The organism is Streptomyces sp. NPDC001933 (assembly GCF_042890955.1).
Taxonomy (GTDB): Bacteria; Actinomycetota; Actinomycetes; order Streptomycetales; family Streptomycetaceae; genus Streptomyces.
This window is the reverse complement of the sequence record NZ_JBIASS010000062.1, coordinates 1-12699: the sequence shown is the minus strand read 5'-3', so window position 1 is coordinate 12699 and position 12699 is coordinate 1. Positions and strand designations below refer to the sequence as shown.

Genomic DNA, 12699 nt, shown 5'->3' with positions numbered 1-12699 from the left:
GTTGCGATCGAGATCAGTGCGGTTGTGCCCCACGAGGGCATCCAGTCAGGCATGGGCGCAATTGTGCCGTTCGAGCGACTGAGGCCCGTTTCGGAGCTTGCGGGAACACCTCTGTCAGATCGTGCGCGCAACACCGGTACTCGCGGGTCTCGGTAAACGTGCCGCCGTCGTTGAGGGCGGGGGCGGTCCACTGGACGGTCCAGGTCGCGGTGGCGGTGCCCTGGTAGCGGTTGTCCGGGCGGCCGGCCGAGGTCTGCGTGTAGCGGTGGCCGCAGTCCGGGGACGGGGACTTGCCGCGGTCGGCGGTGTACGGGGTGCCGGGGCCATGGCAGGTGATGGTGGTGCCGTCGCCCATGTTCCACCGGATCGTCGACACGTGCGCGGTCGCGGTGACCGTGACGCCGCCCGCCGTCGCGGTCGCGGGACCGTGCGACGACGTCGAGCGGGTCACCCACATCCACATCGGCATCCCGACCACGTACCGCCCGGCCGCACGCGGACTCGCCACCGTCGGACCCACCAGCTTCATGAAGTCGTCAGCCCGGTGAACGGGGCTGTCCAGGACGGTTCCGACGCCGTGATCACACCAGCCCGCGCGAAGATCATCCCAGGCCGGTTAGGGTGCCTTCTTCGATCCGACGGACGGGAGACGGATGATGGAGCAGGACGAAGCCCTGCAGCTCGCGGTGACGTTTCTCGCACGCAGCCAACGCGATAGCGAGCCACCGCTCGCCATCGACACGAAGCGAGTCCGCGTGAGCAACGGGCTCCTGATCGTGCCTTACAACTCCGTGCAATACCTCGCCTCGCGCGATGTGAGAGAGCAGCTGCTGGACTGCTGGCCCATCCTCGTCGGCCTTGAACGCGGAGACGTGCGGTTCGGGACCCTGGATGAACGCCATCTATGGAGGAACCCGAGCACCTGACGAGGCTGCGGCTGCCCCGCAGCCACAGTTACGGGACAGCTCTTGGACCGGACAGCCAACCGAGAACCACCTGGGACAAGGAAGCGACGACTCACACGACAGCCTCCAGCAGCTCGCCGCCCTCGGACTCGACTGGCGCGTGACGAGCTGTGCGGCCAGGCCGGTGTGCGTCTTTTCCGGTTTCGGCCATGTCCGGGTGAAGGTGCGTCAACCGTTCCTCGCGGGGTGGTGAACGGCTTTAGGCTGATGGCTCTGTTGAGTGATGTAGGGGGAATGGCATGTTGGTTGAAGGTCTCATCGCTGCGGCTGCCGCAGGTGGCGGCGCCATCGTCCAGGCTGCGGGTACGGATGCATGGAACGGGATCCGCGGGGCGGTAGCCCGGCTGTTCGGCCGTGGGGAGGCGGGGCGCGAGCAGGCGGAGCTGGAACGCCTGGACCGGACCCGGGCCGTCCTGGAGGCTGCGCAGGACGGGGAAGAGAGCGAGCGGGTACAGATCGCGCAGGTTGCGGCCTGGCAGACCCGCCTTGAGACCCTCTTGGAAGGACTGCCTGCGGCCGAGCAGGTGCAGGTCGTCGCCGAGTTGGAAGCACTGGTCGCTCAGGCCGCCGCCGCCCAGACAACCGATACGGTGCACAACGACTTCCGGGGAGCGACCTTCACTCACAGTCAGGTGCAGGGTAGCGGGACCATGACGGTGACGAACAACTTCAACAAGTAGGACAGCGCGTGGGGGCCAAGAACAACACGAAACGCAAGGGCAAGAAGGGCGGAAAGGGGGGCGGTAAGGCCCGGGCCGGTGGCGGGGTCAGTAACGACTTCCGTGGCGCTGACTTCCAGCACAGCCAGGTCCAGGGCAGCGGCACCCTGCAGACGTTCGTGCAGCAGTACGCACCGGTGCCGACCGCTACGGACTCGCTGCCTCCGCTTCCGGCGGATTTCACCGGTCGCGATGATGACGTCGACTTCCTGCTCGGCGTGCTCGATCCCGAGCGCACGGACGGTCTGCCGGCACACGCGGTGCTGTCCGGATGGGGCGGGGTAGGCAAGACCACCCTCGTCCACGCCGCCGGGCACGCCGCGTTCAAGCAGGGGTGGTTCACCGGGGTGCTGCTGGTCAACCTCCATGGCTACGACCCTCAACCCTCCCAGGCCGAGGACGCACTCGAAGCACTGCTGCGCGAGCTCGGCGTACGGCCCGAGCACCTTCCGCCGCCCGGCGCGGAACGTGAAGCCCACTACCGTTCACAGCTCGCAGCGCGCGAGCGTGACGGGGAGCGGCTGCTCGTGATCGCGGACAACGTTTCCAGGGCCGATCAGGTTCGTCCTCTCCTGCCCCCGGGGCACCATGGACTGCTGGCTACGTCCCGCCGGTCGCTTCCAGGCCTCGGCCGTATGCGTACCGTTCATTTCTTGCAGCCCGAGGATGCTGTCGCTCTGCTGCGGGCGGCGCTGCGGCGCAACGATCCCGACGATCGCCGGGTCGATGAGGAGCCGGAGGCGGCGCAGCAGGTGGCGGTGGCTTGTGGGGGTTTGCCGCTGGCACTGCAGATCACCGCTGGGTTGTTGGCCAGTGATCCGGACCAGCCGTTGGCCGAGCGTGCTGAACGGCTCATGTGTGCCGGGCGCCTGGAGGGGATCGACGACGGGGAGCGGAGCTTGCGTGCCACCTTCGATCAGTCCTTTGAGGGCCTGTCCCTCCAGCAGGCTGAACTGTTTCGTCTCCTGTCTCTCAATCCGGGCCCGGACATTTCCACCACTGCGGTCGGCGTCCTCACCGAACAGTCTCAAGTGGCTACCGAGAAGCTGCTGGGGCAACTGGCAGCCGCCCACCTGATCGAACGTGGCTCCGTCCGGGGCCGGTGGCAGATGCATGACCTGCTCCGCGAGTACGCTCACGAACAGGCCACTGCTCAATGCGAACGCTCGCGTTCTTCCAGGCGCCGCTACGACCAGGCTCGCACCCGTCTCACCGGCCACTACGTACGCACCGCGGAAGCCGCCGACACCCACCTCGAGGCTGGCCGCGCATCCGTCGCTCCCCTGTTCCCGGACCGGGAGCAGGCACTGGCATGGTTGGATGCCGAACGTGAGAATCTAATCGCCACCACCCATGCCGAAGGCACCACGCAGACTGCCATCAGGCTGGGATTCAGCCTCGGCCGCTACCTGACGAACCGTCGCCGTCTGCAGGACCTGGTCACGATCCGCTCCCTCGCACTGGATGCCTGTAGGGCGCGGGGAGACACCCTCAACGAGGCCAGCGCCTGGAACAACCTCGGAACAGCCCTACAGCAGGTACGGCGCTTCGACGAATCCATCGACGCCCACCAAAAAGCCCTCACCCTCCACCAACAAACCGACGACACCCACGGCGAAGCCGGCTCCTGGAACAACCTCGGAACAGCCCTACAGCAGGTACGGCGCTTCGACGAATCCATCGACGCCCACCAAAAAGCCCTCATCCTCCACCAACAAACCGGCGAAACCCACGGCGAAGCCACCGCCTGGCACGACCTCGGAACAGCCCTGCGCGAAGTGCGACGCTTCGACGACGCCATCGACGCCCACCAAAAAGCCCTCACCCAGTTCCAACAGACCAGCGACACCCACAGCGAAGCCACCGCCTGGAACAACCTCGGAACCGACCTGCGCGAAGTGCGACGCTTCGACGACGCCATCGACGCCGGTGAGCGGGCTACGGCGATGCTGGTCGATAAGGGCGACTGGTTCCGTGCGGGCGAAGCATGGGAAGAGCTGGCCACCACACTGAAAGCCGCTGGTGCAGACGCTGCGCGCATCAAGAAAGCATGGGAACGTTCCGCCACCGCCTACACCCGGGCCGGTGCCACTGAAGAAGCAGAATCCTCGCGCGGCCATGTGGACGGCACCCCACCACAGCAGTCCGCCGAGGACTGAACATGTGGCGGACTCAGCCGGGTTGTTCGTCGCTGGTCGTCCGGACCGGTGCGGTGTCGGTGTGCAGGGGGCCAGTTCCCACACCGACCGGACGTTTCGGTGCACAGTCCGCAGCGGCCAGAAGGACAGCCACGACCAGGACCACGAGCACGAGGACGCCAAGGATGTCCTGGCGGACGGAAGCTGGGCGGTGGTGCTGAGCAGGGCAGCGGCCGGAGTGCTGCGGTTCAGCGAGGAACGCGACTCCGCCGTGCTGGCCCGGTTCATGCGGCTGCGGGTCATCGACCCGGAGGACGCCTACTGGCGGCGCGGGATCGAGGCGGCCGGACGGTGGCTGCGCGAGACCGGGAACAGGGTGCTGCGGGTGCCGTACACCGTCGTCACCCCGGAGGACTGGGGCGGGGTCGGTGGGTACCCGCTCGGGCAGTGGATCGCCGACCAACGCCGCGCCTACACAACCGGGACACTGGAAGCCGGACGGGTCGCCGAGCTGGAAAAACTCGGCATGGTGTGGTCCGAGCAGGACGCGGCCTGGGCGGACGGGATCGCCGTCGCCAAGGAATACGCCACGGTGCACGGCCACTTCCTCCCGCCGACCACCGCAGTGTGGGACGGGCATCCGATCGGGGTGTGGGCGAAGAACGCCCGCGCGGCGGCGCGCAGGGCGCGGGAGAACGAGGAGCTCCGCGCGGCCGGCCTCCCCGTCTCCTCGGCGGCCGGGGTAATGAACCAGGCACGGCGGGATGAGCTTGACGCGATCGATCCGGGGTGGTGCCCTGCCTGGGACACCGCGTGGCAGCGCTGCTACCGCCTCGTCCACAACCACGTCCAGGCCGGCGGAACCCTCCCGGAGCCTGCAGGCGATGTCGTGGTCCAGGGCGAGGACCTCGGACGGTGGGTCGCGGCGCAGCGGTTCGGGTGGGACAGCTCCTGGCTGCACAGCAGTGGATCCTGGAGAACACCCTCAAGCTCGCACCGGCCGAGGACGAGGAGCGGCCGGTGAAGCGGAAGCAGGACACCATGTGGACCCTCAACCTCACGGCAGCACGGCAGTTCCACGCCCGCGAAGGACACCTGATAGTCCCCCGCAAGCACGCCGAGCACCTGGAGACGGAAGAGGCGCTGTCAGGCCGTCAGGGCGGCACTGACGGACCCGTGGTGGTCAAGCTCGGCACCTGGCTCGACAACGTCCGCAAACGCGCCGCCAAGCTCCCCAAACAACGCCGAACCGACCTCGATCAGCTCGGCATGCGCTGGTAGACGGGCACAGAGCGCGGGAGGGGCCCTGATCCGATGGGGATCCGGGCCCTTCTCGCGGCTTGAAGTTGTCGAGCTTCACTCAGGGAAGGCGGCGTCCCCGCGCGTACGGGGTGCACGCGGTACCCGACCACGAGAACGAGGTGAACCCGGGACCGTCCCCGCGCGTACGGGGTGCACCCTCGTCGACCTGCGTAGTTACCGGCCCGGTGGCAGTCTTTCAACCACTTCCGAGGATCCCGGCATTGCTCGCATATGTACGCGCTATGGATATGTGAGGACGGCTGGGAGGTTGCCCTCCCAGGGTGACCCGAAGGGTCTTCCCGCTTCGCCCTGCTGCCCCGGAACCCTTGCGAGCTCTGGGGACTTCTGCAGTCCACGGGCGTTACAGCCCCTTTTCCAGGGGACTGGCCCGGCCTAGGGCCGGACGGGTGTTGCATGGTTCTTGATGTTGCGGGCCGCGTTCGCGTCCCGGTCGATGACCATACCGCAGCCCTGGCAGTGGAACACACGGTCGGCCAGGGTCTGGCCGGTGTCGATCCAGCCGCACTGGTGGCAACTCTTCGACGAAGGGAAGAAGGTAGGGACACGGGCGATGGTGACGGCGTGCCAGCGGGCCTTGTACTCGATCTGTCGGTTGATCTCTGCGAAGCCGACGTCGAGGATGGCCCGGTTGAGGCCTGCCTTTTGGCGGACGTTCTTGCCGGGCTTGTCGGCGGTGCCCTTGGCCGAGCGGGTCATGCCCTTGGTGTTGAGGCTCTCCAGCGCGATCTCGGCGTACTGCTCGACCAGTCGTTTGGTCACCAGGTGCTGAGCGGTGGCGCGCCGGGCGGAGAGCAGGGCTTGGAGTTTGGCCACTTTCGCTTTCGCTTCTTCGTAGCCCTTGGACTGCTGTGCGGCGCCTTTCACGAAGCGGCGTGCCATGTCCGTTGGGCGCGGGCGAGTTTGCGTGCGGTGTTCTTGAGGAGTTGTGGGTTTTCCACGGCCAGGACGGGGGTTTGTCCTTGCTGGAGGGTGAGGGGGTCGGAGAGGGTGAGTGCGGTTTTCACTCCCAGGTCTACCCCGATCCGGCCGGCGGCCTGCTGGCGGCGGGTGGGGCGTTCGGGCAGTTCCTTTTCGACCCTGGCCAGGACGGAGGCGTGCCAGCGGTGTCCGTGCCGGGAGACGGTCAGGCTGGTGATGGTCGCGTGGCCGGAGTCGATGAGCCGGGTCAGCTGGCGTGGTGACTGGTGGAGGCGGACGGTGAATGCCGGTTGTCCGCCGCCGCCCGGTATTCGCAGGCGCCGGGGGCCCTCGAAGCGTATGTCGGGGTTCTTCAGGCTGTGGACGATGCGGAAGGACTCACGTGTGGCGCCGCGGCGCTTGAAACGGGGAAAACCCATGGGCGGCCGGCGGCCGGCCAGGGAGTCGAGCCAGTTCTTCCACGCCGTGTCGGCGTCCTCGAACGCGGTGTAGTAGGCGCGGTTGTTGACGCCTTCCCACCAGGCGAAGGGCTGGCGGGGTTCCTGTCCTTCGCGCAGCGGGCCGATGAATCCCTGGCCGCGGGTCTCGCGCCAGTAGGCCTGAGTCCGGTTCCGGTTCGGCACACGGACCTTCGGTGCCTTCTTGTTGGCCTCCGCCTTGTCCATGCCTTCGGCGACCAGCCGGTCACGGCCACGGCACCAGCGCTCGTAGACAGCCGTCTTCATCCCGAGCGCGAAGTTGAACCCTCACGGCCGCTGCGGCCGGAGCAGCTGCAGTGCGAAGCTGGCCGCTGTATCTGGTCGGCGGTAGCGACCTTGAGCACTCCGAGCACGCGCAGCGGTTCGGGTGGGAGCAGCTCCTGCCTGTACAGCAGTGGGTCCTGGAGAATGCCCCCAAGTTCACACCGGCCGAGGAGGATGAGCGGCCGGTGTAGCAGACGCAGGATGCGAAGTGAGCGACCAACCTGGCAAGTCAGGAACGGGATCCTCACCGCATCCGGATCACGGTGAGGGTGCCGTGCTGGCCGGACCCGGCCAGCACCTCCACGACCAGGTCCGTCTCCACTCGTGTATACGGCTCGCCCTCCGCCCGCCGCTCCCCCACCACCACCGCCGCAGCGCTCAACGCCTCACCGACACGAGCAGCGAGCACCGGCTCCAGGCGTGCGGACACTCTGGCCGGCCCGCCCTCGTCCCCCACCGCCAGGACCAGATGGTGTGGTCTGAGCCGGGGGCCGGTGAACCCCAGCACCAGGGCATCGACCGTGTCCGCGTGCCGGACCTTCAACCACCGTCGCCGCCCCGACGGGTAGCCGGCACTGCCGCGTTTGCAGACGATGCCCTCGATGCCCTGCTCACGCAGGGCTTCGTACCAGAGCACGGCGACCTCCCGGTCGTCGGTCGCCGGGGTGACCTGGATAGGCGGCCCGACATCGGCGAGGAGCTCCAGGAGGAAGGCGCGGCGCTCGGTGTACGGCAGGTGTCGGCAGTCGCCGATCGCCGGGTCCGGGTGCTGCAGAACATCCCAGCAGACGTACGACGCCGGATACCGGGCCGCCAGAGCGCGGGCCCGGGTCACGGACGACGCAGCCCGCGACTGCGCGGCCGCGAAGTCGAGCCGGCCGTCCCGCCAGATCACGGCCTCGCCGTCCAGAACCGTGCCGGGGCGCAGTTCCATGCCGGCGACGGCCAGGTCCATCCAGTGCTGGGTAACGGCCCTGCCCGACCGGGCGTACAACACGACGGTCTCATCGGCACGACGCAGCACAGTCCGGTGGCCGTCGTACTTGGGCTCGTACCACCAGCCCGGCCCCTCGGGCAGGACCAGGACGGCCTGGGCCAGTGCCACCTTGGTCGGGAACTCCACGGAACCGATCCTGCGAGCCCGGCGCCCGCGAGGCGCGCCGGGCGGTCCGTACGGCCCTACCCGTCGACGAGCCCCGTCTCGGGCTTGCAGATCTGGCACGCCTCGATGTCAGGCTCCGCCAAAGCAATCACCGCCTCCTCACGATCGAGGAAACCGCCCTCGACCGGATACAGGGCACAGTCCCCGCGATGCACCAGAGCCGCCGACGACGACCGCTGCGGCTGGATCTTCCACCGCAGCGCGGCATGCGCCTGCTCCCGACGCCGCCGCTCCTGCTGCTCCTTGATCTCCAGCTCCCGGATCCGGCCCCGGACCTGACGCAGCTGCCACTCCAGCCACTGCTCCAGCGTCCGGTTCTTGTCCAGGTCGGATATGCCGCCGGACATGGCTACGCCTCGGCCGGCTCGTGGGCGTGCTTGAGCGCCATGCGGGCCTCGACACGGTCGCCTACGTCGACGGAATCCCAGAAAGGATGCGTGGACACGGCGATGCTGAGCTCCAGCAGCCGGGCCCTGAAGCGGACAGTCTCTGCGGCCTGCTCCTCCGTGTACCCGGAGAGTCCTCCTTGTGGGACCGGTAGGAGGAGTGCAGCTGCTTGTCTCCCTCCCACCCGGGCATCGGCTCTGCCGACCACGGCAAGGTCTTGGCGTGTTCCTCGGACGCGGCACGGGTCTCGTCGAGGGCGACCTGGGCATCGAGGAGGTCTTGCGGGAAGGGGAAGGTTTTCGGCACGCCCCAAGGGTACGTCTGTTCGAATATCGGATGCGAACGACGCGCCGAAACCGCGCAAAACGGGCACCATCAGGTCTGACTGGGCCGCCCTCGGCCCAGTCCCGCACCCTGTCGCCCCGACACATCTCGGTCGACGCTTCCGACGCACCTCGAACACCGGGGTCCTGGAAGACCGACTGCTCCGAACGGTGTGGAGCACAGGCGCTGCGACGGCCAGGCCCGAATGCGCACACTGAAGGCAAGTCGCCCTGGTCCGGGGGTTCGGGGCGGCTGCCGGGCACCCGAAGCAATTCCCTACGCATGGGTGACCGATCCGTGAGCGACCACGGGCTACTGATGGAACATCAGCCACGGAACGTCAGCCCCCACTGGGCAGATGCGTGACGGACCTCCTGCGGAGGCCACGTCCACCACAACGGGCATCGGCCACGCCTCGCCGCCTTCGACAGGAGCCTGTCCCCGCCTGCGGTTACGGCGTCGCCCTCGCCGAGGCCCCCGAGGACCGGAGCGCTTGCGCGAGGACCGCAGGGCCACCCGTACGGCGAGTCGCTTCACGCGTCACTTTTAGTTTCCTGCCGCAGCAGCCGGCCTTCGATGACGCGGTCTCGGCGGAGCCGCCGTGAACGGTGTCTGGCTCGCTCGACTCTGTGGTTGCCTGCCGTCAGGGTGATGACACCCCGGGGCAGATCCTGGGCGGCGCGGTGAGACTCTCGGATTGTCGTACCCGCCAGGTTCAATGGAACCGACGAGACGACCGACGGGAGCAGCACGCATGGAGCCAATCTTCTTCTCAAGTCCTGAGGAGTTCCGGGACTGGCTGGAGGAGCACCACGCGACTGCCTCCGAATGCCGGGTGGGCATGTGGAAGAAGGGAACGGGCAAGCCCACCTTGAGCTGGTCGGAGGCGGTCGACCAGGCCCTGTGCTACGGCTGGATCGACGGCCGGCAGAGCCCGATCGACGACTTCTCCTGGACGATCCGGTTCACCCCGCGCAGGCCGCGCAGCAACTGGAGCCAGGTCAACCTCCGCAAGATCGAGGAGCTGACTGCCCAGGGGCTCATGCGGCCGGCCGGCATCGCGTTGTTCGAAGCCCGTGACCGGGACCGCGAGGAGAAGGTCTGGGAGTTCGAGGTGGCGCAGCTGGCTCGTTTCCAAGCCGAGCCGCGGGCGTGGGAGTGGTTCAGCGGGCAGGCGCCGTCCTACCGCAAGTCGGCCATCCACCATGTGATCAGTGCCAAGCGGGACGAGACTCGGGAGCGGCGGTTGGACCAGCTGATCGCCGACAGCCTGGAGGGGGTGCGGCTCAAGCCGTTCCGGCGGCCGGGAACCTGGGGGCCCGCTGTAACAGGCTGAGCGCGATCGCGTAGTCCTCCAGCTCGGCCGTCCAGCGCGGGACCTGCCGTTCCGGGAACCCCTCGGGCTGGCCTTTAGCCGCCCATGGCCCACGGCCCGTGATCGACAGCGCCGCCTACGAGGCGCCAGCCGCCGCCACAACCTGCACCGCCCGTCGCGACCTCGACCCCGGAAGTGCGCCGAGTGCGTGGCGATGCTGGCCCGGCACGAGACGGTCCACCCGCAGCGAGCCAGCCGGGGGACCCGCCGACTCGTGACCGGGCGTCTGCCGGAACGGACACCCCCACGCTATTGAGCGGAACTGTTCTCGAAGCCCTGCCTCGTCCGCTTCATGAAGGGTGAAGGTCTCCGCTGGTGCGCGGCTGGCCGTATCGTTGGACGAGGGCGTTGCCGATCGAGGCCAGGCGGTCTCGGAGCCCCGGAGGGCCGGTCACCTCGACCCATTCGACCAGCCCGGAGAGCTCGCCGGCGAGGATGTACTCATTGGGGCCGCGGATCACGACCTCGATGCGGCCGTCGGTCGTGGGACCTCCCACGTCGAGCCGGTCGCCGAGCGCCATCCGGAGTATGCCTATCCCGTCGGGTGTGCATACCGCCTGGACCTCCAGCGGCGTTCGTTTGCGATCGACCTCTTTGGCGATCTCATTCCAGCTCTCGGCAAGGTCGAAGTCCCCGGGTCGGTGCACAGGGTCGCCGGTCGGGTCGGCGGACGACACGCGGTCGATCCGGAAGATCCGTCGGCCGGTCTCGGTGTTGGAGACGAGGTACCATGCAGGACCTTTGGCGACGATGCCCAGCGGGTGGACGGTTCTCCGGGTTTCGACGCCTTTGCTGTCGACGTAGCCGAGCGATACCTGGACGCCGCTGATCACCGCGTCCTGGAGTTCGTCGAGGAAGCGAGGCGGCCGGTGCTCGATCCGGCTCGCCCCCCATCGCTGCGGGTCTACGACCAGCGACGACGCTGCTGCCTCGGCCTGCACCTGGAAGGGTTTCGGTAGAGCATGGACGAGCTTGCGCAGAGCTGCTTTCATCGCCGGCGTCGCATCCGAGGCCGGACCGACAGCCAGGAACAGGGCGCGTGCCTCACTGGCGGTCAACCCGGACAGGTCGGTACGAGCGCCGCCCACGAGGCGCCAGCCGCCGCCTCGGCCCTGTACGGAGTACACGGGCACCCCGGCCATGGCCAGGGCGTCGAGGTCACGGCGGGCGGTGCGCTCGGAGACGTCCAGCTCTCGGGAGACCTCTGCGGCTGTCACCTGCTCGCGCCGTTGGAGCAAGAGGAGTATGGCCACCAGCCGATCGGATCGCATACTGACAAAACTCTCATAAAAACCGGTCATGAGGTGACCGGTTTGGGGAGCAAGCTGGCGACATGACCTCATCGAGGAGGTCGACCGCCAGCGAACGCCCCCAAAGAGGAAAAGCAGTGATCAATCCAGCAGAATTTCCCGAGCCCACCCTGATCCAGGTCAACGGTGTGGAGCTCGAAGTCTTCGAGGCAGGCCGGGAAAACAAGGGAAAGCCCATCGTGCTCTGCCACGGCTGGCCGGAGCACGCCTTCTCCTGGCGTCACCTGATGCCCGTCCTCGCAGCGGCTGGCTACCACGTCATCGCACCGAACCAGCGGGGTTATGGCAACTCATCCCGCCCGACCGAGGTGACGGACTACGACATCGAACACCTGACGGGTGACCTCGTCGCGCTCCTGGACCACTATGGCTACGAGGACGCCGCCTTCGTCGGCCATGACTGGGGTGCGTTCGTCGTCTGGGGACTGGCCCTGCTGCACCCCGACCGGGTGAACAAGCTGATCAACCTGAGCCTGCCTTACCAGGAGCGCGGAGAAACGCCGTGGATCGAGGTCATGGAAACCTTCCTCGGCGGTGACTTCTACTTCGTCCACTTCAACCGGCAGCCGGGCGTCGCGGACGCCGTGTTCGATGCCAATACCTCCCAGTTCATCCGCAACCTCTACCGGAAGAACGTGCCCCCTGCACCCCCTGAGCCGGGCATGGCATTTATCAACCTCGCCAAGGCGGAAACACCACTCGGTGAGCCCGTCATGAGCGACAGCGACCTGGCCGTCTACGTCTCCGCGTTCGAGACGTCGGGATTCACGGGCGGCATCAACTGGTACAGGAACCTCGACCGCAACTGGCACAAGCTGGCGGACGCGGACCCGATCATCAAGCAGCCCGCCCTCATGATCTACGGCGACCAGGACTTCGCGATCCCGAGGTTCGAAAAACTGGCAGAGTTCGTGCCCAACGTGGAAGTGGTCGGCCTGGACTGCGGTCACTGGATCCAGGAGGAAATGCCAGAAGAAACCAACCAGGTGATTTCAGAATGGCTGGAACGGCAGGGCTAAGAGCTGTCCCGTAAATGATCTTCAGTGAGCGAGGCTCGGTTCAGGCTTGTCGGGCGCTCTGCTTGTCAGCTGCGCTGGTTCAGGCCCGGGCGGGGAAGTCGGGATGGTCGGTGTAGGGCGAAGCAAGGTCACGCAAGTCGTGGCACGGCCAGGGATCGCGGGCATGACGGGCCAGGATGCGCCGCTTGGCCTCGACCTCGCGCAGGACGCGGGCCGGGTCGTGCAGAGCCACATGCAGAGCAATCGTGGGGTGGAAACCGGAGAGGTCAACCTGGCAGAAGTCGACCGTGTGTCCGTGGGCAGACCACTCCCCGCA

At 67.5% G+C, this 12699-nt stretch carries 15 protein-coding genes; 9 read left to right on the top strand and 6 right to left on the bottom strand.

What is annotated here, in order from left to right:
• Window positions 1–341 precede the first annotated feature (341 nt).
• The 6 genes from ACFYY7_RS43990 (at window position 342) to ACFYY7_RS43965 (ending at window position 5103) form a co-directional block, all read left to right on the top strand.
• The gene (locus ACFYY7_RS43990; RefSeq protein ID WP_388671651.1) at window positions 342–548 is read left to right on the top strand and encodes a hypothetical protein; all 207 of its coding nucleotides are present in this window, start codon (window positions 342–344) and stop codon (window positions 546–548) included.
• A 108-nt stretch (window positions 549–656) separates the two neighbouring features.
• Window positions 657–926 carry a hypothetical protein gene (locus ACFYY7_RS43985; protein ID WP_388671648.1) on the top strand — a complete coding sequence of 90 codons (270 nt, stop codon included), beginning with the start codon at window positions 657–659 and terminating at the stop codon, window positions 924–926.
• A 278-nt stretch (window positions 927–1204) separates the two neighbouring features.
• The gene (locus ACFYY7_RS43980; RefSeq protein WP_388671645.1) at window positions 1205–1645 is read left to right on the top strand and encodes a hypothetical protein; all 441 of its coding nucleotides are present in this window, start codon (window positions 1205–1207) and stop codon (window positions 1643–1645) included.
• An 8-nt stretch (window positions 1646–1653) separates the two neighbouring features.
• Entirely contained in the window at window positions 1654–3843 is a 2190-nt protein-coding gene (locus ACFYY7_RS43975; protein WP_388671642.1) for a tetratricopeptide repeat protein, read from the top strand.
• 61 nt (window positions 3844–3904) lie between these two features.
• Window positions 3905–4846, top strand: coding sequence for a helicase associated domain-containing protein (locus ACFYY7_RS43970; protein WP_388671639.1), 942 nt, complete (start codon window positions 3905–3907; stop codon window positions 4844–4846).
• A complete protein-coding gene (locus tag ACFYY7_RS43965; protein WP_388671636.1) occupies window positions 4843–5103 on the top strand; it encodes a helicase associated domain-containing protein in 261 nt (86 codons plus the stop codon). Before ACFYY7_RS43970 ends, ACFYY7_RS43965 begins: the two co-directional genes overlap by 4 nt.
• 414 nt (window positions 5104–5517) lie before the next feature.
• Here ACFYY7_RS43965 and ACFYY7_RS43960 read toward each other — a convergent pair whose 3' ends face one another.
• Both ACFYY7_RS43960 and ACFYY7_RS43955 read right to left on the bottom strand, forming a co-directional pair.
• Complete coding sequence (locus ACFYY7_RS43960) at window positions 5518–6024, bottom strand: RNA-guided endonuclease InsQ/TnpB family protein (protein ID WP_388671633.1); 507 nt, start codon at window positions 6022–6024, stop codon at window positions 5518–5520.
• Window positions 6006–6788 carry a hypothetical protein gene (locus ACFYY7_RS43955; RefSeq protein ID WP_388671630.1) on the bottom strand — a complete coding sequence of 261 codons (783 nt, stop codon included), beginning with the start codon at window positions 6786–6788 and terminating at the stop codon, window positions 6006–6008. Before ACFYY7_RS43955 ends, ACFYY7_RS43960 begins: the two co-directional genes overlap by 19 nt.
• Before the next feature lie 50 nt (window positions 6789–6838).
• Between ACFYY7_RS43955 and ACFYY7_RS43950 the strand changes: the two genes are divergently transcribed.
• Complete coding sequence (locus ACFYY7_RS43950) at window positions 6839–6997, top strand: hypothetical protein (protein ID WP_388671627.1); 159 nt, start codon at window positions 6839–6841, stop codon at window positions 6995–6997.
• Between the two features lie 53 nt (window positions 6998–7050).
• On the opposite strand, the gene ACFYY7_RS43945 is transcribed toward ACFYY7_RS43950, so the two are convergent.
• The gene (locus ACFYY7_RS43945; protein WP_388671624.1) at window positions 7051–7929 is read right to left on the bottom strand and encodes a hypothetical protein; all 879 of its coding nucleotides are present in this window, start codon (window positions 7927–7929) and stop codon (window positions 7051–7053) included.
• 56 nt (window positions 7930–7985) lie between these two features.
• Complete coding sequence (locus ACFYY7_RS43940; protein WP_388671621.1) at window positions 7986–8315, bottom strand: DUF6233 domain-containing protein; 330 nt, start codon at window positions 8313–8315, stop codon at window positions 7986–7988.
• 1118 nt (window positions 8316–9433) lie between these two features.
• Between ACFYY7_RS43940 and ACFYY7_RS43935 the strand changes: the two genes are divergently transcribed.
• Window positions 9434–10015, top strand: coding sequence for a YdeI family protein (locus tag ACFYY7_RS43935; protein WP_388671618.1), 582 nt, complete (start codon window positions 9434–9436; stop codon window positions 10013–10015).
• Between the two features lie 329 nt (window positions 10016–10344).
• Here the strand turns inward: ACFYY7_RS43935 and ACFYY7_RS43930 are convergent, their stop codons facing one another.
• On the bottom strand, window positions 10345–11325 hold the full coding sequence (locus ACFYY7_RS43930; RefSeq protein WP_388671654.1) for a helix-turn-helix transcriptional regulator: 981 nt from the start codon (window positions 11323–11325) through the stop codon (window positions 10345–10347).
• Window positions 11326–11441: 116 nt separating this feature from the next.
• On the opposite strand from ACFYY7_RS43930, the gene ACFYY7_RS43925 reads away from it, so the two are divergent.
• On the top strand, window positions 11442–12383 hold the full coding sequence (locus ACFYY7_RS43925; protein ID WP_388671615.1) for an alpha/beta fold hydrolase: 942 nt from the start codon (window positions 11442–11444) through the stop codon (window positions 12381–12383).
• A 79-nt stretch (window positions 12384–12462) separates the two neighbouring features.
• Here ACFYY7_RS43925 and ACFYY7_RS43920 read toward each other — a convergent pair.
• A partial coding sequence (locus ACFYY7_RS43920) for a DUF6221 family protein (protein ID WP_388671612.1) occupies window positions 12463–12699 on the bottom strand: 237 nt, incomplete at its 5' end.